Annotated in this window: 19 protein-coding genes; 2 read left to right on the top strand and 17 right to left on the bottom strand. The window is 60.1% G+C overall.

The genetic code is table 11. The annotated features are described in order from the left end of the window. Positions 1 to 5: 5 nt before the first annotated feature. Together ccmB and ccmA are read right to left on the bottom strand one after the other, a co-directional pair. Entirely contained in the window at positions 6 to 677 is a 672-nt protein-coding gene (gene ccmB, locus Q8K09_RS07745) for a heme exporter protein CcmB (RefSeq protein ID WP_305254383.1), read from the bottom strand. Further along, positions 674 to 1,318: a cytochrome c biogenesis heme-transporting ATPase CcmA gene (ccmA, locus tag Q8K09_RS07740; RefSeq protein ID WP_305254408.1), complete on the bottom strand. Its 645-nt coding sequence runs from the start codon at positions 1,316 to 1,318 to the stop codon at positions 674 to 676. Before ccmA ends, ccmB begins: the two co-directional genes overlap by 4 nt. 143 nt (positions 1,319 to 1,461) lie before the next feature. Between ccmA and Q8K09_RS07735 the strand changes: the two genes are divergently transcribed. Further along, positions 1,462 to 3,000 carry a flagellar hook-length control protein FliK gene (locus Q8K09_RS07735; protein ID WP_305254382.1) on the top strand — a complete coding sequence of 513 codons (1,539 nt, stop codon included), beginning with the start codon at positions 1,462 to 1,464 and terminating at the stop codon, positions 2,998 to 3,000. Continuing rightward, positions 2,997 to 3,332 carry an EscU/YscU/HrcU family type III secretion system export apparatus switch protein gene (locus Q8K09_RS07730; RefSeq protein WP_305254381.1) on the top strand — a complete coding sequence of 112 codons (336 nt, stop codon included), beginning with the start codon at positions 2,997 to 2,999 and terminating at the stop codon, positions 3,330 to 3,332. Before Q8K09_RS07735 ends, Q8K09_RS07730 begins: the two co-directional genes overlap by 4 nt. 314 nt (positions 3,333 to 3,646) lie before the next feature. Here Q8K09_RS07730 and Q8K09_RS07725 read toward each other — a convergent pair whose 3' ends face one another. The 15 genes from Q8K09_RS07725 to flhB all read right to left on the bottom strand — a co-directional run bounded on the left by Q8K09_RS07725 (position 3,647) and on the right by flhB (position 19,348). Beyond that, positions 3,647 to 4,045 carry a DUF2802 domain-containing protein gene (locus tag Q8K09_RS07725; protein ID WP_305254380.1) on the bottom strand — a complete coding sequence of 133 codons (399 nt, stop codon included), beginning with the start codon at positions 4,043 to 4,045 and terminating at the stop codon, positions 3,647 to 3,649. Between the two features lies 1 nt (position 4,046). Beyond that, positions 4,047 to 4,526, bottom strand: a complete 480-nt coding sequence (locus tag Q8K09_RS07720; protein WP_305254379.1) for a chemotaxis protein CheW — start codon at positions 4,524 to 4,526, stop codon at positions 4,047 to 4,049. Positions 4,527 to 4,629: 103 nt separating this feature from the next. Continuing rightward, positions 4,630 to 5,409: a CheW domain-containing protein gene (locus Q8K09_RS07715; protein WP_305254378.1), complete on the bottom strand. Its 780-nt coding sequence runs from the start codon at positions 5,407 to 5,409 to the stop codon at positions 4,630 to 4,632. A gap of 87 nt (positions 5,410 to 5,496) precedes the next feature. Continuing rightward, positions 5,497 to 6,285 carry a ParA family protein gene (locus Q8K09_RS07710; RefSeq protein ID WP_305254377.1) on the bottom strand — a complete coding sequence of 263 codons (789 nt, stop codon included), beginning with the start codon at positions 6,283 to 6,285 and terminating at the stop codon, positions 5,497 to 5,499. A gap of 51 nt (positions 6,286 to 6,336) precedes the next feature. Beyond that, complete coding sequence (gene motD / locus Q8K09_RS07705) at positions 6,337 to 7,209, bottom strand: flagellar motor protein MotD (RefSeq protein WP_305254376.1); 873 nt, start codon at positions 7,207 to 7,209, stop codon at positions 6,337 to 6,339. Positions 7,210 to 7,211: 2 nt separating this feature from the next. Then, positions 7,212 to 7,952 (bottom strand): flagellar motor protein, encoded by a 741-nt coding sequence (locus tag Q8K09_RS07700; protein ID WP_305254375.1) that lies wholly within the window; start codon positions 7,950 to 7,952, stop codon positions 7,212 to 7,214. Beyond that, positions 7,952 to 9,064, bottom strand: coding sequence for a chemotaxis response regulator protein-glutamate methylesterase (locus Q8K09_RS07695; protein WP_305254374.1), 1,113 nt, complete (start codon positions 9,062 to 9,064; stop codon positions 7,952 to 7,954). The genes Q8K09_RS07700 and Q8K09_RS07695 overlap by 1 nt, the downstream gene beginning before the upstream one ends. 43 nt (positions 9,065 to 9,107) lie before the next feature. After that, positions 9,108 to 11,297 (bottom strand): chemotaxis protein CheA, encoded by a 2,190-nt coding sequence (locus tag Q8K09_RS07690; protein ID WP_305254373.1) that lies wholly within the window; start codon positions 11,295 to 11,297, stop codon positions 9,108 to 9,110. Positions 11,298 to 11,307: 10 nt separating this feature from the next. Then, positions 11,308 to 12,096, bottom strand: coding sequence for a protein phosphatase CheZ (locus Q8K09_RS07685; protein WP_305254372.1), 789 nt, complete (start codon positions 12,094 to 12,096; stop codon positions 11,308 to 11,310). Positions 12,097 to 12,115: 19 nt separating this feature from the next. Then, positions 12,116 to 12,490, bottom strand: coding sequence for a chemotaxis response regulator CheY (locus Q8K09_RS07680; protein ID WP_170862135.1), 375 nt, complete (start codon positions 12,488 to 12,490; stop codon positions 12,116 to 12,118). A gap of 143 nt (positions 12,491 to 12,633) precedes the next feature. Further along, complete coding sequence (gene fliA / locus Q8K09_RS07675) at positions 12,634 to 13,380, bottom strand: RNA polymerase sigma factor FliA (protein ID WP_305254371.1); 747 nt, start codon at positions 13,378 to 13,380, stop codon at positions 12,634 to 12,636. After that, positions 13,377 to 14,216: a flagellar synthesis regulator FleN gene (gene fleN / locus Q8K09_RS07670; protein ID WP_305254407.1), complete on the bottom strand. Its 840-nt coding sequence runs from the start codon at positions 14,214 to 14,216 to the stop codon at positions 13,377 to 13,379. The genes fliA and fleN overlap by 4 nt, the downstream gene beginning before the upstream one ends. Positions 14,217 to 14,324: 108 nt before the next feature. Further along, positions 14,325 to 15,626, bottom strand: a complete 1,302-nt coding sequence (gene flhF / locus Q8K09_RS07665) for a flagellar biosynthesis protein FlhF (protein ID WP_305254370.1) — start codon at positions 15,624 to 15,626, stop codon at positions 14,325 to 14,327. 15 nt (positions 15,627 to 15,641) lie between these two features. Beyond that, positions 15,642 to 17,750, bottom strand: a complete 2,109-nt coding sequence (gene flhA, locus Q8K09_RS07660) for a flagellar biosynthesis protein FlhA (protein ID WP_305254406.1) — start codon at positions 17,748 to 17,750, stop codon at positions 15,642 to 15,644. Positions 17,751 to 18,211: 461 nt separating this feature from the next. Next, positions 18,212 to 19,348, bottom strand: a complete 1,137-nt coding sequence (gene flhB, locus Q8K09_RS07655) for a flagellar biosynthesis protein FlhB (protein ID WP_305254369.1) — start codon at positions 19,346 to 19,348, stop codon at positions 18,212 to 18,214.

Below are 19,348 nucleotides of genomic sequence, written 5' to 3'. Positions count from 1 at the left end.
ATAGATCACTCGCCGACGCTAATCGTCAAACCCGCGGCAATCGCAAAAGGTGTCAGGGTCACCGCCAACGCGGTAAGGCTGGCCAGCCACAACAAGTGACCGACCGCCGGCAATCCTTGCAAGCTGGCTTGCAACGCCCCGCTGCCAAGAATCAGCACCGGTATGTACAGCGGCAGAATCAGCAGTGCCAGCAGTAAGCCGCCACGTTTAAGACCTACCGTCAGCGCGGCGCCCACCGCGCCGAGCAAGCTCAGCACCGGCGTGCCGAGTAGCAACGAAAACAGCAGCACCGGCAGGCAGCGCCCGGGCAAACCGAGCATTAAGGCCAGCAAGGGTGCCAGCAGCACCAGAGCCAAGCCGGAGAACAACCAGTTTGCCAGTACCTTGGCCAATACCAGAAGGGGCAAGGGGTGCGGCGAAAGGACCCACTGCTCCAGCGAGCCATCCTCGAAGTCGCTGCGAAACAGGCCGTCCAGTGAGAGCAGCACGGCCAACAATGCCGCCACCCATACCAACCCAGGCGACAGGGTTTGCAACAGCTGCGTCTGCGGCCCGACAGCCAACGGAAACAGGGCGATAACAATGGCAAAGAACACCAACGGATTAGCCAACTCGGCAGGCCGGCGAAACAACAGCCGCGCTTCGCGTGCGACCAGCAAACCGAACACATTACTCATACGTTGCGCTGCCCCAGATCAAGCTCGCGGTAACCGGCGGGCTTGACCGTCAGCGTGTGGTGAGTGGTCAGGAGTACCAGCCCGCCCAGCTCGCAATGCCTGGCCAGATGGTTTTCCAACTGCGCCACGGCAAGCTTGTCGAGCGCGGTGAAGGGTTCATCGAGGATCCACAACGGCGGCCCATCAAGATACAGACGGGCCAGCGCGACACGACGCTGCTGACCAGCAGACAGGGTATGGCAAGGTACATCCTCGAAACCGCGCAGCCCGGCAGCCTCAAGCGCTTGCCAGATCGCCGCGCGTTCGGCCGGACGATGCAGGGCACACAACCAGGCTAGATTTTCTTCGGCAGTAAGCAGACCCTTGATCCCGGCAGCATGACCAATCCACAACAGGTTGCGTGCCAACTCGCTACGTTGCGCGCCTAACGGCAAGCCATTCAAGCGAACTTCGCCAGCTGTTGGCTGCATCAGCCCGGCGAGCAGACGCAGCAGACTGGTCTTGCCACTGCCATTAGGACCGGAAACCTGCAGCATCTCGCCGGCCGCCAAACGCAGGTCGAGTCGCTCGAAAAGCATGCGCCAGTCCCGCTCACAAGCGAGCGCCACGGCTTCAAGAAGAGGACTGGTCACGGCATATATACCTAAAAAGCGGTTCAAGTCGGCAGTGTCCCGGCCGCTATACTGACGCAAGTTAAATGCGTAGCCGACCCAGACGGGGCGCGATTATACATGCCATGCCCTGCCCCCCGCAGTGGGCATTTTCGACAGGGTGTAACCCGCTAATGAGCGAAATCAGCAGTTCCCGGCCGATAGCCCCAACGCCACCGAGCAGCCGTACCAGTGCCCCGGCCAGCGATATGGCGCTTAAACTGCTGCAGCCGCTGCAGGGCCTGCTGGCCAGTGGCGAAACGGCAAAAGCCGAGGTGCTCGCCCTTAAAGAAGTGGCGCAAAACTTCCAGCTACTGCTCAAACTGACCCTGGGCAATGGCAGCCAGGCCACCCTGGAGGCCAGCAGCCCACGCCCGCTTGCCCAGGGCAGCTCACTGCTGGTCACCGCGCTGTCGGACAGCCGCCTGAGCGTCGCCCTGCTAGCAGGCGGCGAGAAAGCCCTGACCAGCCTGAACCTGGAACAACTGCCGGTCGGCACCTTGCTGCAGGGCAAAGTCGTGGCACGCGAACAGCTGACCCAGGCCACTGCACAGCAGGCACTCTACAAGGTGGTAGTGAGCCTACTCAACACCCCGCTGGCCGGCAGTAAGTTATCCCTGGAAACCCCCCTGGCGCTCCCTGTAGGCAGCCTGCTCAGCGCCCAGGTGCAAGGCAGTCAGGCCCTGAACTTCTTGCCCCTCAGCGGGCGCCTTGATCAACTCGAATTAAGCCAACAGCTGGGCAGCCAACACAACCGCCAAGGCTCATTGGAAGGGCTGTTCAAGGCCTTGCAAGGTGCAGGAGGTACGCTGCCTGAGGGCCTGCGCAGCAGCATCGACAAGCTGTTCAGCGCCCTGCCCGATGCCGCCCAACTCAGTACCGGAAAAGGATTGAGTCAGGCCGTGGCAAACAGCGGCTTGTTCCTTGAAAGCAAATTACTTGGTGGCCAAGGCCATGCCCTGCCAGCGGACATGAAAGCCAACCTGCTGCGCTTGATCAGCCAACTACTGCCGACCCTGGCAAGCGGAGCACCGCTGGCGACGGCCAATGCCAGCGCCGCCATGGCCCAAGCAATACCCGCATTCGCCCGCGACATACTCGGCTCACTCGCCCAATCAGGCGCACGCCAACAGGCCTTGCGCTTCCCTCTGCCACCGCGACTGCTGCAGTCGATGGAGGGTGAAGCCGATCTGCAAACCCTGCTGAAACTGGCCGCCGCCGCCGTCTCGCGCCTGCAAACTCACCAATTGTCCAGCCTGGCGCAGAGCCAGGTCGGCCCGGACGGCAATCTGCTGACTACCTGGCAACTGGAACTGCCCATGCGCGACCAGCGCGAGTTGGTGCCCCTGCAGGTAAAAATACAGCACGAAGAACCGCCGAAATCGCCGGGCAAGGACTCTAAAGAAGCACTATGGAAGGTCGAACTCGCCTTCGACCTGGAGCCGTTGGGGCCACTGCAAGTCCAGGCAAAACTGGCGCGTGGCACCCTGTCCAGTCAGCTATGGGCCGAGCGCCCGCGCACCGCCAGCCTGATCGGCGCTGAACTGGGCACTTTGCGTGAACGTATGACTGCCGCAGGCCTGAATGTTGGCGAACTGGTGTGCAGTCAAGGCACGCCACCCCAGGGAGCAAAAACCAGCCTGGAACAACGCTGGGTTGACGAAACCGCATGAAAAAGTCAGCACCGCGCCAAGCCATCGCACTGACCTACGACGGTCAAAACGCCCCAACCCTCAGCGCCAAGGGCGATGACGAGCTGGCCGAAGCGATTCTTGCAATCGCCCGTGAATATGAAGTGCCCATCTACGAGAATGCCGATCTGGTGCGCCTGCTGGCACGCATGGAACTGGGCGAAGCGATCCCCGAGCAGCTGTATCGCTGCATTGCCGAGATCATCGCGTTTGCCTGGCACTTGAAGGGCAAGTGCCCGCCGGGCTTCCACAACGACAAGCCCGACAATGACATTACCCCGCCGCTAGCGCTGCTCGACGGCCCGCTCCGTTAGCACAGAAGACAGACCCGTAGCCCGAATGCAATCCGGGGAATTGGCATATACCCCCCCCGGATTTCATCCGGGCTACGAAGCTCGAATTAAACCTGTTGGAGCCCGCTTGCTGTGACCCGGCATTCCGGCGATTCGGCAATTGATCGCCAGCAAGCTGGCTCCTACAAAGAGCGCCGATCAGGGCTGCAGTTTCGTAGGGTGGATGACCAAGCCAGGGACGCAGAACAGACCCGTAGCCCGGATGCAATCCGGGGAGAATACACGACCGCCCCGGATTGCATCCGGGCTACGAAAGCGCTTCGGCGAATCGGCGACTAAGGCTTTCTCGGTTGGTTGAGCTTGCTGATCAGCTCGGCCTCGGCCTTGCTCAACCCGCAGGACTGGGTCAGGTCATCGACACTGGCGCCCAGGCCGACCAGGCGCGCGGCCTGGGTGAACGACAGGCTGCTGGGGTCACGCTGTTCAATCTGGCTGAGTTTGTCCGGCAGCGGGGCAACGATCTGCCGCAGCTCGTGCAATTCTTCGCCCATCCTTACGCCACCCGCCAGATAGATATCCAGGCGCTTGGCGAGCTCCTTGATCCGCAGATCGCGCGCAGCATCCCGTTCAGCCTGCAGCAACGCCAGATGACGCTGCTGCATGGTCAGCCAAACACAGGTGCCAACCAACCCCAGGCATATCAACCCGAGCAGGATCAGCGCGATCTCTGACAACTCAGATACTCTCCAGCTCGGACCACTCTTCTTCGCTCATCATTTTGTCCAGCTCAACCAGAATCAGCAGCTCGCCGTTCTTGTTACACACGCCCTGGATGAACTTGGCCGACTCGTCGTTGCCGACATTGGGTGCGGTTTCCACTTCAGACTGACGCAGATAAACCACCTCAGCCACGCTGTCGACCATGATGCCGACCACTTGCTTGTCTGCCTCGATAATCACGATACGGGTGTTGTCAGTCACCGGTGCCGAGTCCAGGCCAAAGCGCTGACGGGTGTCAATCACCGTGACCACATTGCCACGCAAGTTGATGATCCCCAGCACGTAGCTTGGGGCCCCCGGAACCGGAGCAATCTCGGTGTAGCGCAGCACTTCCTGAACCTGCATCACATTGATGCCGTAGGTTTCGTTGTCCAGGCGGAAGGTCACCCATTGCAGGATGGGATCTTCAGCGCCCTGTGCAGAATTCTTCTTCATATCCCTAGCCTCGTCGTAAGCCGCACTGCGCGGCGTGCGCGGTTCAAACCGCGGGTCATAATGCATAGAGCCTGCCGCTGGGGCGAGCCCGCCATAAGTTCAATCAATGAATCTGGCCATTCACCATACGCTTGGCCGCACCACTGGCGATCAGCTCAGCCAGGGCCGCCACATCCAGCAACGCACACATGTGTTCGATCACGGTACCCGCCAGCCAGGGCCGCAACGTACGCTGGGTACGCCACTTGATCTCACTTGGGTCCAAACGAATCGAACGACTGACCTGATGCACAGCCAACCCCCATTCGTAGCCCTCGACTGAAATCACATACTGCAAACCCTGACGAAAATCATCGCGATAGCGGTCAGGCATGACCCAACGCGCAGTATCCAGAACTTTCAAGTTACCGGCCTGGCACGGCAGTATGCCGAGAAACCAGTCAGGCTGGCCAAATAACGGCGTCAACTCTTGGCCCTCCAGTGGGAATATAGAGCCTAGACACACAAGCGGCACAGCCAACGTCAGGCCGGCGACGTCGAACAACAAACATTCGAATGGCTCTTGTGCCCAATCTGGACGCTCGCCCGACTGCAAGGCGGGCACGGCAAGATGGACGTCGATAGCCGACTCGATCGACACCAGCGGGGTGACGACGACAGGTGCCACCTCGATCACCGGCACCACGACAGGCGCAGACAGCGCCTGCACTGGCACAGCGCAGAGCAGGCTGGCGTCGCGAACCTGCTCCTCCAGCACTGCGGCCTCGAACTCGTCCAGACTGCTGCTCTCGGCCAACTCGACTGCAGCCTCCTGCAACAAGCTGTCCAGGTAGGACTGCAAGGCCAGCTGGGGACGCGTAGCGGTGGCGACGGGACGGCTCATAGATGGAATCCGCAAAAATTACCTGTAAAACCTATCGGCCGCAGGTGCGGCATACTTGAGCGCTTCAGCTCAACATAAACCACCATCTCAAGCCACCTGTACTGCCAACTGTTGCGCAAGCAAGTGTTTGAGCAGTGCCCGGTAAGCCAGTACACCACGACTGTTAGGGTCGAACTGCGAGGGCGTGCGCCCTGCGCGACTGGCATCGCGCAAGCGCGTGTCAATCGGAATATAAGCTGGCCACAAGTGTTCAGGATAGCTGTCGCGCAACAGACGCAAGGTACTCAGTGATGCCTGGGTACGTCGGTCGAACAGCGTCGGCACGATGCTGTAGGGCAAAGCCTGCTTGCGCGATCGATTGATCATCGCCAGGGTACTGACCATACGCTCCAGCCCCTTGACCGCGAGAAACTCGGTCTGCACCGGAATCACTAGCTGCTGACTGGCCGCCAGCGCATTGACCATGAGCACGCCCAGCAATGGCGGACTGTCAATCACCGCATGGTCATAGCTCTGCCACAGCTGCGCCAGACTCTTGGATATAACCAGGCCCAAGCCACTTTGCCCGGGCGATTGACGCTCGAGCGTGGCCAAGGCGGTACTCGACGGCAACAGTGCGATGCGCTCGTGGCTGGTGGGCAGCAGCAGCTGCTCTGGCAACCCCTGAGGCACCACGCCCTGATGCAGAAACAGGTCGAAACAGCTGTGCTCCAGCGCATCTGGGTCGTGGCCAAAATAACTGGTCATCGACCCATGGGGGTCAAGATCGACCACCACCACGCGCTTGCCGGCATCGGCCAGTAAACCGGCCAAGGCGATGGCAGTGGTGGTCTTGCCAACACCGCCCTTTTGATTGGCTACTGCCCAAACTCTCATCTTGTTTGTCCTCCCGGCATGATTCAGACCCTACCGAGAACAGGCGTCGCCCTAAGGGGCAAACGACGGAGGATTGACGGCACCCGCTGGCGGGGCCTGTACTGCAGGCGGTGGTGCAGGTTGCGTGCCAGCCCGCTGCAAGGCGCTATCAGGGCGCGCATTGGAACTGCCCACGCCACTTACGCTGCGCCGAACATCCAGGTTGCGCGAGACCACCAATACCACCCGTCGGTTGCGTGCCCGACCTTCAGCCGACGCATTGTCAGCCACCGGCTGAAACTCGCCATAGCCGACTGACGCCAGCCGCCCGGGGTTGACGCCATCCATCGCCAGCATGCGCACGATGCTGGCCGCCCGAGCGGCAGACAACTCCCAATTGGTTGGATACTGCGCAGTGTTAATCGGCAGGTTGTCGGTAAAGCCCTCGACATGTACCGGGTTCTCGTAGGGCGCCAGAATTTTGGCAATCGTCTCGATAAGATCGAATGCCGTATTGTTCGGCAGGGCATCGCCACTGGGGAACAGCAGGCTGGAACTGAGCTCGATCTCGACCCACAACTCATTGCCACTCACTTTCAGTTGCTTGGCGTCAATCAACCCAGCGAAGGCCTGGCGCATGCTATCGGCAATATTTTGCAGAGAGTCCGCGGGCTGCCCGCCCGGCTCGTCCTCATCGAGCGGCGCGCGATCCGGCTCGGTGGTGCGCGGGCGCAGATCACCCACAGGTATAGGCTTGATCGCCCGCTCCGGCTGACTGAACACCCCGGTCAGGCTGTCCGAAAGAATCTTGTATTTACCCTCGTTAACCGAGGACATCGAGTACATGACCACGAAAAAAGCAAACAACAGGGTAATGAAGTCCGCGTAGGAGACCAGCCATCGCTCATGGTTTTCGTGCTCCTCGTGGCGCCTGCGACGAGCCATGACTACTCCATGAAGCCTTGCAGCTTCAACTCGATGGAGCGTGGGTTTTCACCTTCGGCAATCGACAGAATGCCCTCCAGCAACATCTCGCGGTAGAGTGACTGACGCAAGGCGACGGCCTTGAGCTTGTTGCCAATCGGCAGCAACAGCAGGTTGGCAATTCCCACCCCGTAGATGGTGGCGACAAAGGCCACAGCAATGCCGCTGCCGAGCTTGCTCGGGTCGGCCAGATTGCCCATCACATGGATCAAACCCATCACCGCGCCAATGATGCCGATGGTCGGTGCGTAACCGCCCATGCTTTCGTAGACCTTGGCCGCCTGGATGTCGCGGCCCTCCTGGGTATACAGGTCGACCTCAAGGATGCTGCGAATAGCTTCGGGTTCGGCGCCATCAACCAGCAACTGCAGGCCTTTGCGCGCGTAGGGGTCGACCTCGGCATCCGCCACGGCCTCAAGGCCGAGCAGACCTTCCTTGCGTGCGGTCATGCTCCAACCGACGACATGCTCGATGCCACCAGCCAGGTCGATACGGGGCGGGAAGAATATCCAACGCAGAATAACCAGGGAGCGTTTGAATACATTCACCGGGGCTTGCAGAAAAGCAGCCCCCAGGGTGCCGCCAATCACAATCAACGCCGCCGGACCGTTGAGCAGGGCCGCCACATGACCGCCCTCCAGATAGTTGCCACCCAGAATGGCGACGAACGCCAGGATGACCCCAATCAGGCTCAGTACATCCATTACACGCAAGCCTCGGTCAAATACCGACCCATGTCGTCGAGGCTATAAATTGCATCAGCCAGATTGGCCTTGACCACCGCCATCGGCATGCCATAGATCACGCAACTGGCCTCATCCTGCGCCCACACCTGACTGCCCTCCTGCTTGAGCAGGCGCGCACCCTCGCGACCATCGGCACCCATACCGGTCAATACCACAGCCAGTACCTTGTCGCGAAAGGACTTGGCCGCCGAGCCAAACGTAATGTCGACGCAAGGCTTGTAGTTCAAACGCTCGTCGCCCGGCAGAATCCTCACCGCGCCGCGACTGTCGATCATCATCTGCTTGCCGCCAGGGGCCAGCAGTGCCAACCCAGGGCGCAGCAGATCACCATCCTCGGCTTCCTTGACGTTGATCTTGCACAGTTTATCCAGGCGCTCGGCAAATGCCTTGGTAAAGGCCGCGGGCATGTGCTGGATCAGCACCAGAGGTGCCGGGAAGTTGGCCGGCAACTGGGTCAATACGCGCTGCAGCGCCACAGGACCACCGGTAGAAGTACCGATGGCCACCAGCTTGTAGGACTTGCGCTTGGGTGCACTGACGCGCGCAGTAACTGGCGCCGGGGCTGGCACTGGCGCCGCTGTGCTAACGCCAGGGCGGGCAAAATTACTGAGCGCTGCCGGCTTTCCCGGCGTGCTGACGCTCGGCACTGGGGCGGAACTCAAACTGCGACGATTACTGCGCGCGACCGTGTGAATCCTTTCGCAAAGCAGTTGCTTGACCTTCTCCGGATTGCGCGAGATGTCCTCGAAATTCTTCGGCAGAAAATCTGCCGCGCCGGCATCCAGCGCATCGAGAGTGACGCGAGCGCCTTCGTGAGTCAGTGAAGAGAACATGAGTACGGCCGTCGGGCAGCGCTGCATGATGTTTTTTACTGCCGTGATGCCGTCCATCATTGGCATCTCGTAGTCCATGGTGATCACATCAGGCTTGAGCGCCAGCGCTTGATCGATGGCTTCGCGGCCATTGGTCGCGGTACCTACCACCTGAATGTTCGGATCACTCGAAAGAATCTCCGAAACGCGCCGGCGAAAAAAGCCGGAGTCATCCACCACCAACACCTTGACCACCATAAAAACTCCTAAACGGCGCGACCTGAGCCGGCGCCGCGAACAATCAGATGCGCCGTGCGTAGCGCTTGAGCATGCTCGGCACGTCGAGAATCAAGGCGATACGCCCATCACCGGTAATGGTCGCACCGGACATACCCGGAGTGCCCTGGAGCATTTTGCCCAACGGCTTGATCACCACTTCCTCCTGACCGACCAACTGGTCAACGACAAAACCGATGCGCTGGTTACCGACAGTAAGAATCACCACGTGGCCCTCGCCTTGCTCCTCGTGGGCAGCACTGCGGACCAACCAGCGCTTGAGGTAGAACAGCGGCAATGCCTTGTCACGCACGATCACTACTTCCTGGCCATCGACCACATTTGTGCGCGACAGGTCGAGGTGGAAGATTTCGTTGACGTTGACCAGCGGAAAAGCAAACGCCTGGTTGCCCAACATCACCATCAGCGTCGGCATGATCGCCAAGGTTAGCGGCACCTTGATAACGATCTTCGACCCCTGCCCCTGGACCGAGAACACGTTGACCGTGCCGTTGAGCTGGGAAATCTTGGTCTTCACCACGTCCATGCCAACCCCGCGACCGGACACATCGGAGATCTCGGTCTTGGTCGAGAAACCTGGTGCGAAGATCAGGTTGTAGCATTCGAACTCGCTGAGCCGATCGGCAGCATCCTTGTCCAACAGGCCCTTCTCCACGGCCTTGGCACGCAGCACATCAGCATCCATGCCTTTGCCATCATCGGAGATCGACAGCAGGATATGATCGCCTTCCTGCTCGGCCGACAGCACAACCTTGCCGCCGCGCGACTTACCAGAAGCTTCACGCTCTTGCGGAGTTTCGATGCCATGGTCGACGGCATTACGCACCAAGTGCACCAGCGGGTCGGCCAGTGCCTCGACCAGGTTCTTGTCCAGATCGGTTTCTTCACCGACCAGTTCAAGGTTGATCTCTTTCTTCAGGCTGCGTGCCAAGTCCCGAACCAGGCGTGGAAAGCGGCCGAAGACTTTCTTGATCGGCTGCATGCGCGTTTTCATCACCGCCGTCTGCAAGTCAGCGGTCACCACGTCGAGGTTGGACACGGCCTTGGCCATGGCCTCATCGCCGCTGTTGGAGCCCAGCCGCACCAGACGGTTACGCACCAGCACCAGTTCGCCAACCATATTCATGATTTCGTCCAGACGCGCGGTATCAACCCGCACGGTGGTTTCCGCCTCACTAGGCGCTTGTGGCTTATCAGCAACTGCGGCGACGGGTGCTTTCGGCGGAACAATCTTGGTCTCGGGCTGCTTGGCCGGTGTAACTGGCGCGACCGCAGCCGAAGGCGCAGGCGCCGGGACAGGCGCCTTGACGGTCACGGCCGGCTCGACGAACTTGCCTTTGCCATGCAGCTGATCAAGCAGCGCCTCGAACTCATCGTCGCTGATATTATCGCCTGCCGCTGGCGCAGCGGGTGCTGCAACCGGAGGCGGCACAACAGCAACAGCAGGCTCGGCAGGGGCGGCGAACTGACCCTTGCCGTGCAACTGGTCGAGCAGCGCCTCGAATTCATCGTCGCTGATCTCGTCTCCAGCCGCTGGCGCAACCGGCGCAGCAACTGGAGCAGCGACTGGCACCGCAGCTGCGCCCGCCGCGAACTGGCCCTTGCCATGCAACTCATCAAGCAACGACTCGAACTCGTCATCGCTGATTTCATCACCGCCCACGCTTGCACTCACCGACGGGACAGGCGACTCAGCCATGGCATCGAGCAACTGCTCGAACTCGTTGTCGATAATGTCGCCAGCGCCAGCCACTGATATCGCAACAACAACTTCAGCGATGGGCTGCTCGACCACAACGGCCGCAGCCGGCTCGGCAAAGCGCGTCAGCGCAGCCAGCAGTTCCCGGGTGGCTGGCGTCGGGGGGACGCGTTCGCGCACTTCAGTGAACATGCCGTTGACCGCGTCGAGCGCTTCCAACACTACATCCATCAACTCGGAGTCGACGCGCCGCTCACCCTTGCGCAGGATGTCGAAAACGTTTTCTGCGATATGGCAGCATTCCACCAGCTCATTGAGCTGGAGAAAACCGGCGCCACCTTTAACGGTATGAAACCCGCGAAAAATAGCGTTCAGCAGATTCATGTCATCCGGGCGGCTCTCAAGCTCCACCAACTGCTCGGACAATAATTCAAGAATCTCGCCGGCCTCAACCAGGAAGTCCTGGAGGATTTCTTCATCGGCGCCGAAGCTCATAGACGTGCTCCTAAAATCCCAGGCTGGAAAGCAGATCGTCGACATCATCCTGATTGGATGCGACGTCTTCACGCTTATCGGCATGAATCTGCGGACCTTCACCGTGGGAAGGCTCTTTTTGTTGTTTTTGTTCCTCACGCAACACGGCGTGGTCATGCTCGATGCCGGCAAAACGATCAACCTGACTCGCCATCAGCACCAATTTGAGCAGGTTACTTTCCACTTCGGTGACCAATTGCGTCACTCGCTTGATCACCTGGCCAGTCAAATCCTGGTAATCCTGGGCGAGCAAAATATCGTTGAGGTGGGCAGAAACCTGGAGGCTGTCGCGCTCACTACTGGCCAGGAACAACTCAATACGCTTGGCCAGGTCGCGAAAACCCTCAGCATCCATTTCCCGGCGCATGAAGCGCCCCCAGTCGCCGCTCAGGCTATGCGCCTCGGTAGCAATACCGCTGCTCAGAGGAGAACTCAGCTCAACCAGATCCATGGTGCGATTGGCCGCGTTCTCGGTCATCGTCACCACATAATTCAGCCGTTCGGTCGCGTCGGTAATTTGCGACACTTCCTTGGCGTGCGGTACCCGGGGATCAAGCTGAAAATTGACGATAGCGTTGTGCAGTTCGCGCGTGAGCTTGCCGACCTCGTGATACAGGCCATGATCGCGAACCTTATTGAGGTCATTGATCAGCTGTACTGCTTCGCCAAAATCACCATGTTCCAAGCTCTCCACCAAGTGGCGGGCATGTCTTTTCAGGGTTGACTCGAAGTCACCCTTAGCGGAATCATCGTTTTCCATAGTGCCCTCGCGGCAGACATCAGCCGTTGACCCGCTCAAAGATTTTTTCAATCTTTTCCTTCAGCACTTGGGCTGTGAATGGCTTAACCACATAGCCATTCACCCCAGCTTGTGCAGCCTCGATGATCTGATCGCGCTTCGCTTCAGCGGTCACCATCAACACCGGCAGGTGCTTCAGACGCTCGTCTGCGCGCACCGCACGCAACAGGTCAATCCCGGTCATGCCTGGCATATTCCAGTCAGTCACCAGAAAATCAAAGCTGCCGCTGTGCAGCATTGGCAATGCAGTGGTGCCATCGTCAGCCTCTGCGGTATTGGTGAATCCCAAGTCGCGTAGAAGGTTCTTGATGATCCGGCGCATCGTTGAAAAATCATCAACGATGAGGATTTTCATGTTTTTGTCCAAGTCGACCTCCGTACAGTCCCAAACGAACCCAGCACCTGGGCACGCTTTCAATCGTGAAACCGGCCTGACAGGTCGTTACAAAGTCACTGAACTCGCCAGCTTTTTTTGTAACGGCCTGCTGATTTAACTGCTTATCTTGCGCGCCACTCAACCAATCGTGCCCGTAGTCGTGCGGCACACTGGCTATGTAACTGGCTAACACGCGACTCGCTAACCCCCAGAACCTCACCAATTTCCTTGAGGTTCAGTTCTTCATCGTAATACAACGCCAACACCAACCGCTCCCGCTCGGGTAACTGGCTGATAGCATCGGCCAAAGCCGCCTGGAAGCGCTCGTCTTCCAGCTCTCCCGAGGGTTCTGAGTGACTGGAGCTGGCATCTTCGCGCAACCCGCCATGTTCGCCGTCCTGCATCAGATCGTCGAAACTGAACAGCCGGCTGCCCAAAGTGTCGCCAAGAATGCCGTAGTAATCATCGAGACTCAATTGGAGTTCGGCCGCAACCTCTTGATCTTTAGCATCTCGACCGGTTCTGGCCTCAATTACTCGAATTGCGTCACTGACCATTCGGCTGTTGCGATGCACCGAACGTGGCGCCCAATCACCTTTTCGCACCTCGTCAAGCATCGAACCGCGAATGCGAATGCCGGCGAATGTTTCGAAACTTGCACCTTTACTGGAGTCGTATTTTTTCGAGGCTTCGAGCAGGCCAATCATCCCGGCCTGGATCAAATCGTCTACCTGCACATTGGCGGGCAAGCGCGCCAGCATGTGATAGGCGATCCGCTTGACCAAGGGCGCATAGCGCTCGATCAACTGGTGCTGGGCGTCCTGCGTCTGAGCTTTGCTGTACATACGGAGTCCAGAAGCTGCTGTCATATGGCCGTATCCGCAGTCGGTTGCTGCACCAGGCGCTCGACGAAAAACTCCAGATGGCCGCGCGGGTTGGCCGGTAATGGCCACGCATCGACTCGTTGAGCTATCGCTTTAAACGCCAGGGAACACTTCGACCGCGGGAAAGCTTCGTAGACCGCACGCTGTTTCTGCACGGCCTTGCGTACCGATTCATCGTAAGGCACCGCACCGACATATTGCAGCGCGACGTCGAGGAAGCGGTCGGTAACCTTGGTCAGCTTAGCAAACAGGTTGCGACCTTCCTGCGGGCTATGCGCCATATTCGCCAGCACGCGGAAACGGCTCATGCCATGGTCGCGATTGAGCAGCTTTATCAGTGCATAGGCGTCTGTGATCGAAGTCGGCTCGTCACACACCACTACCAGCACTTCCTGGGCTGCGCGCACGAAGCTAACCACCGAATCACCAATACCGGCAGCGGTATCGACGATCAATACATCAAGGTTGTCGCTGATGTCGCTGAAGGCCTGAATCAGGCCGGCATGCTGCATCGGCGAGAGCTGTACCATGCTTTGCGTGCCAGAAGCAGCAGGCACCACACGAATGCCGCCGGGGCCTTGCAGCACCACATCGCGCAACTCGCACTCGCCACTGATCACATCGGCCAATGTGCGCTTGGCCGTAAGGCCCAGCAACACGTCGATGTTGGCCAGACCCAAGTCGGCATCCATCACCATCACCCGCCGACCAAGGTCAGCCAGCGCCAGCGCCAGATTCACCGACACATTGGTCTTGCCGACGCCACCTTTGCCGCCGGTCACCGCAATCACCTGTACGGGATGCATACCCATGTTATCTATACACCTTGTCTGACTTCGACTGAGAGGCTGTGGCTGCTGGAAATCCGCCAAACCACTGCCGGGCGCCACGCATTGCCGCATATCGCTGAATCATTACTGCTGTGGCCATTAGCCGGCGCGCCGTGCCGGGTGCTGATAAAGCCCGGCAAACATCTCGGCCATTGTATCTTCACTCGGTTCCTCCGCGCTTTGCAGTCCCACCGCACGGCTCACCAATTGATGGCTGCGCGGCACCTGCAAATCATCCGGAATCCGTGGCCCATCAGTTAGATAGGCTACCGGTAGACGCTGGCCAATAGCCAGACCTAAAACTTCACCCAGGCTGGTAGCTTCGTCCAGTTTGGTCAGGATGCAGCCGGAAAGGCCGCAGCGCTTATAGCTATGGTAGGCCGCTTTGAGCACCTGGCTCTGGCTGGTTGCGGCCAGTACCAGATAATTCTTGGCCTTTACACCGCGACTGGCCAGGGTCTCGAGCTGCATGCGCAGGGCGGGATCACTTGCCGGCAGGCCGGCACTGTCGATCAACACCACACGTTTGCGCGCCAATGGCGCCAGGGCCTGGGTCAATGATTGACCCGGATCGACCAGGGTCACTGGCACATTGAGAATACGCCCCAGGGTCTTCAATTGTTCCTGGGCACCAATCCGGTAGCTGTCGAGGCTGACCAGGGCGACATGCTGGGCGCCGTACTTGAGTACATAACGCGCGGCCAGCTTGGCCAGGGTCGTGGTTTTACCCATGCCGGCAGGGCCGACCAAGGCAATCACACCGCCATCTTCCAGCGGCTCCTGCTTAGGCACCTGGATCGCATGAGCCAGGTGAGCGAGCAACATGCCCCAGGCCTGGCGCGGCTCGGCCACATTCGCTACACGCTCAAGCAATACCCGCGACAGCTCAGCAGGCAGGCCCATGCGCTGCAGGCGCCGCCAGAGGTTGGCCTGCTGCGGACGACGCGTCTGCATCTGCCCCCAGGCCATGGAACCAAGCTGCCCTTCAAGCAACTCACGCAAGCCATGCAGCTCCGAGCGCATGGCCTCGATTGCGCCCTGGTCGCTGGCCGTCATGGGCGCTGGCGCTGCCATGCGCAGCGCGGTGTCCAGGGTATCAAGCGGTGCTACCGGCTCTTCAGCGAACAGTTGGCGATCCTTGCTGGCATCGGCCTGAGTGCGCGTAACCAGTTCGGCCTGAGCCGAGGCGATACGCGCCTGGGTCTGGCGCAACTCGGCTTCCAGCGCCGGATTGGGTTGCCGGGCAGGTGCGGCGGGAATCTGGTAGTCCAGTGCGGCAGTCAGTTCGACACCACCGGCAACCCGGCGGTTACCGATAATCGAGGCGTCCGCGCCCAGCTCATCGCGAACCAGCTTCATGGCTTGGCGCATATCGGCAGCGAAAAAGCGTTTGACCTGCATGGCCTGTTACCTCGGTTAATTCTGCCCCACCGTAGCGACGATGGTGACCTGCTTATTGTCCGGGATTTCCTGGTAAGCCAGCACATGCACACTCGGCACTGCCAACCGTGCGAACCGCGAGAGCATCGCTCGAACCGGTCCGGCTACCAGCAGGATCACTGGCTTGCCGAGCATTTCCTGGCGCTGCGCTGCTTCCACCAGGGAACGCTGCAACTTCTCGGCCATGCCAGGCTCCAGGAGGATGCCCTCCTCGGAGCCTTGACCGGCCTTCTGTAGACTGTTTAGCAATATCTGTTCCAACCTTGGCTCAAGGGTGATCACAGGCAGCTCCAGCTCTAGTCCCACGATGCTTTGCACGATTGCCCGAGCCAAGGCGACCCGCACTACCGCGACCATCGCGGCGGGATCTTGACTCTTCGGCGCCACATTGGCGATGGCTTCGGCAATGGTGCGAATGTCGCGCACCGGTACCTGTTCCTGCAGCAGCGCCTGCAGCACCTTGAGCAGGGTCGACAACGACACCAGACCCGGCACCAGTTCCTCGGCCAACTTGGGCGAGCTTTTCGCCAGTTGCTGCATCAGTTGCTGCACTTCTTCATGGCCAAGCAGCTCGTGGGCGTGCTTGTGCAAGACCTGGTTGAGGTGAGTGGCGACCACGGTGCTGGCATCGACCACGGTATAGCCAAGCGATTGCGCCTGATCACGCTGACTGGGGTCGATCCAGACTGCCTCCAGACCGAACGCCGGATCTTTGGCGGCAATCCCGTTTAGGGTGCCGAATACCTGGCCCGGATTGATCGCCAACTCACGATCCGGGTAGACCTCGGCTTCCGCCACGCTGACACCCATCAGGGTCAGACGGTAGGCGCTGGGCTGCAGATCGAGGTTGTCGCGGATGTGCACGGAAGGCATGAGAAACCCCATCTCTTGCGAGAGCTTCTTGCGCACGCCCTTGATCCGCGCGAGCAGTTGCCCGCCCTGGTTACGATCCACCAGCGGAATCAGCCGGTAGCCGACTTCCAGGCCGACCATGTCCACCGGCATCACGTCGTCCCAACCAAGCTCCTTGACCTCCTGGGCACGCTGGGCCGGCAACAGCTCCTGCTGCCGCTTGACCTCATGCACCTCCTCTTCCTTGACCTTGCGCTGCTTGTTGGCAATCCAGTAGGCGCCGCCGGCAGCGACCAGGCCGAGGCTGATAAAGGAAAAGTGTGGCATGCCGGGTACCAGGCCCATGGCAATCATGATCGCCGCCGCCACGGCCAGAGCGCGCGGCGAGGCGAACATCTGCCGGTTGACCTGGGCACCCATGTCCTCCGAACTGGAGACACGGGTGACCATGATCGCCGCCGCGGTCGACAGCAGCAGCGAGGGGATCTGGGCAACCAGGCCGTCACCGATGGTCAGCAAGGTGTAGACCTTGCCGGCGTCGGCGAAGCCCAGGTCGTGCTGGAAGATGCCGATGGCGATGCCGCCAATCAGGTTGATGAACAGAATCAGCAGACCAGCGATGGCGTCGCCGCGGACGAACTTGCTGGCACCGTCCATCGAACCGTAGAAGTCGGCCTCCTGGGAGACCTCTGCGCGACGTGTCTTGGCTTCCGATTGCTCGATCAAGCCGGCATTCAGGTCCGCGTCGATCGCCATTTGCTTGCCGGGCATGGCATCCAAAGTGAAGCGCGCGCTGACCTCGGAAATCCGCCCGGCACCTTTGGTTACCACCACGAAGTTGATGATCATGAGGATGGCGAACACCACGATACCAACCACATAGTTGCCGCCGATCACCACCTCCCCGAAGGCCTGGATCACCTGCCCCGCCGCGCCATCGCCTTCATGGCCGTTGAGCAACACCACGCGAGTGGAGGCGACGTTCAGCGCCAGGCGGAGCAAGGTCGCCGCCAGCAGGATGGTCGGGAATACCGCGAAATCCAGCGGACGCAAGGCGTAGATGCCAACCAGCAGCACCACGATCGACAGGGCGATACTGAAGGTGAACAGCACGTCGAGCAGGAACGGCGGAATCGGCAGCATGACCATGCCGAGCATGACCAGGAGCATCAACGGAATGCCCAGATTGCCCTCGCGCAACCCGGACAGGTTGCTGCGCACGTTACCGACCATTTGTGAGCGATCTACTGCCACATCCCTACCCCAGCTGATTCAATCTTTTGACGCTAACCGCGCCTTTGCCAAGGGGTTTGCAAGAAGCTGTCCAACTTTGCCTGCGAGGGGTGAAGGGTGAAGAGTGGATTAGCCGCCGAGCCGATATTCGCTCAAGGCCGCCGTTTGGGCGCGGCGTACCCATCGCGTCGTCGGGCCTGCTGACGCCATGTCAGGTTACGCGGCGCTCGAAGGGCGTGGCTACCAGTAATCCGGCGGCCAGCGCCGCTAACCCGACCTACTCGCTAGGCGGGAGAGTAGTCGGCAGACATCAATCGCTCGATGGGTATCGCTACGCTCAACACCATCCTACGAACTGTTCCGGCCCCCGTAGGATGGGTTAGCCGCTGAGCCGATTTCAGCCAATACCGCTGTTTGGGCGCGGCGTAACCCATCGCGGCGTCGGGCCTGCTGACGCCACCCTAGTCGTCGCGACGCAAATCCGGCGGGATCGGCAGGTCTGGCAGCGGCACCGGGCGCTTGCCCTTGCCGGCCTGGTACTGGCGAATCTGGTAGACGTAGGCCAGCACCTGGGCGACCGCCAAATACAGGCCAGCGGGAATCTCCTGATCCAGCTCGGTGGAATAGAACACTGCTCGCGCCAGCGCCGGCGACTCCAGCAGCATGACGTTGTGCTCCTGGGCGATCTCGCGAATCTTTAACGCAGTAAAATCGCTGCCCTTAGCCAGCAACACCGGCGCATTGCCTTTGGCCGGGTCGTATTTCAAGGCGACCGCGAAATGGGTCGGGTTGGTGATCACCACATCCGCCTGCGGCACGGCCTGCATCATCCGGCGCTCAGCCATCTCGCGCTGCAACTGACGGATGCGCTGCTTGACCTCGGGTTTGCCCTCGCTGTCCTTGTACTCGTCGCGCACCTCTTGCTTGGTCATCATCATCTTTTGCTTGTTGTCCCAGAGCTGGAACGGCACATCCACCGCCGCAATCAGCACCAGCCCGCAAGCCATCCACAGGGCGCTCCAGCCAACCACCTGGGCGGCATGCAGGATGGCCATCTCCAGCGGCTCATGGGCCATCGCCAGCAAATCGTCGACATTGGCCGACAGCACGGCCAGCGCCACGGCAAGTATCAGGGTGAATTTGGCCAGCGCCTTGAATAGCTCGACCAGCGCCTTGGCCGAAAACATCCGTTTGAGGCCTGCAAGCGGATCCATCCGGCTCATTTTGGGCGCCATCGCCTTGGCCGAGAACAGCCAGCCACCCAATGAAATCGGGCCGACAATCGAAGCTATCAGCAATGCCAGAAATAGTGGCGCCACGGCATCCACCGCGACTTTTCCGGAGGCCAGCAGCCAGATCATCATGGAGCGCTCATCCATGATCACCTCGCGCGACAGGGAGAAATTGCCGCTCATGATCGACATCAAGTCGCTGCCCAAGCTGCCGCCAATGGCCAGCAGGCCACCCGCGCCGGCCAGCATGATCGCCAGGGTATTAAGCTCACGAGAGCGGGCAATCTGACCTTTCTCACGGGACTCGCGAATGCGTTTCTCCGTGGGTTCCTCGCTTTTATCGGCACCACTTTCCGATTCGGCCAT

It is taken from the genome of Pseudomonas sp., from assembly GCF_030683065.1.
Taxonomy (GTDB): Bacteria; Pseudomonadota; Gammaproteobacteria; order Pseudomonadales; family Pseudomonadaceae; genus Aquipseudomonas.
Note: the sequence above shows the minus strand (reverse complement) of the source record. Positions and strands in the feature narration are given on the sequence as shown.

What these genes read in the sequence shown, in the direction of transcription:
- ccmB (WP_305254383.1), bottom strand. Translation starts at nt 677, where the DNA reads ATGAGTAATGTGTTCGGTTTGCTGGTCGCACGCGAAGCGCGGCTGTTG.
- Q8K09_RS07735 (WP_305254382.1), top strand. Translation starts at nt 1,462, where the DNA reads ATGAGCGAAATCAGCAGTTCCCGGCCGATAGCCCCAACGCCACCGAGC.
- Q8K09_RS07730 (WP_305254381.1), top strand. Translation starts at nt 2,997, where the DNA reads ATGAAAAAGTCAGCACCGCGCCAAGCCATCGCACTGACCTACGACGGT.
- Q8K09_RS07720 (WP_305254379.1), bottom strand. Translation starts at nt 4,526, where the DNA reads ATGAAGAAGAATTCTGCACAGGGCGCTGAAGATCCCATCCTGCAATGG.
- Q8K09_RS07715 (WP_305254378.1), bottom strand. Translation starts at nt 5,409, where the DNA reads ATGAGCCGTCCCGTCGCCACCGCTACGCGTCCCCAGCTGGCCTTGCAG.
- Q8K09_RS07710 (WP_305254377.1), bottom strand. Translation starts at nt 6,285, where the DNA reads ATGAGAGTTTGGGCAGTAGCCAATCAAAAGGGCGGTGTTGGCAAGACC.
- motD (WP_305254376.1), bottom strand. Translation starts at nt 7,209, where the DNA reads ATGGCTCGTCGCAGGCGCCACGAGGAGCACGAAAACCATGAGCGATGG.
- Q8K09_RS07700 (WP_305254375.1), bottom strand. Translation starts at nt 7,952, where the DNA reads ATGGATGTACTGAGCCTGATTGGGGTCATCCTGGCGTTCGTCGCCATT.
- Q8K09_RS07695 (WP_305254374.1), bottom strand. Translation starts at nt 9,064, where the DNA reads ATGGTGGTCAAGGTGTTGGTGGTGGATGACTCCGGCTTTTTTCGCCGG.
- Q8K09_RS07690 (WP_305254373.1), bottom strand. Translation starts at nt 11,297, where the DNA reads ATGAGCTTCGGCGCCGATGAAGAAATCCTCCAGGACTTCCTGGTTGAG.
- Q8K09_RS07685 (WP_305254372.1), bottom strand. Translation starts at nt 12,096, where the DNA reads ATGGAAAACGATGATTCCGCTAAGGGTGACTTCGAGTCAACCCTGAAA.
- Q8K09_RS07680 (WP_170862135.1), bottom strand. Translation starts at nt 12,490, where the DNA reads ATGAAAATCCTCATCGTTGATGATTTTTCAACGATGCGCCGGATCATC.
- fliA (WP_305254371.1), bottom strand. Translation starts at nt 13,380, where the DNA reads ATGACAGCAGCTTCTGGACTCCGTATGTACAGCAAAGCTCAGACGCAG.
- flhF (WP_305254370.1), bottom strand. Translation starts at nt 15,626, where the DNA reads ATGCAGGTCAAACGCTTTTTCGCTGCCGATATGCGCCAAGCCATGAAG.
- flhA (WP_305254406.1), bottom strand. Translation starts at nt 17,750, where the DNA reads ATGGTCGGTAACGTGCGCAGCAACCTGTCCGGGTTGCGCGAGGGCAAT.
- flhB (WP_305254369.1), bottom strand. Translation starts at nt 19,348, where the DNA reads ATGGCCGAATCGGAAAGTGGTGCCGATAAAAGCGAGGAACCCACGGAG.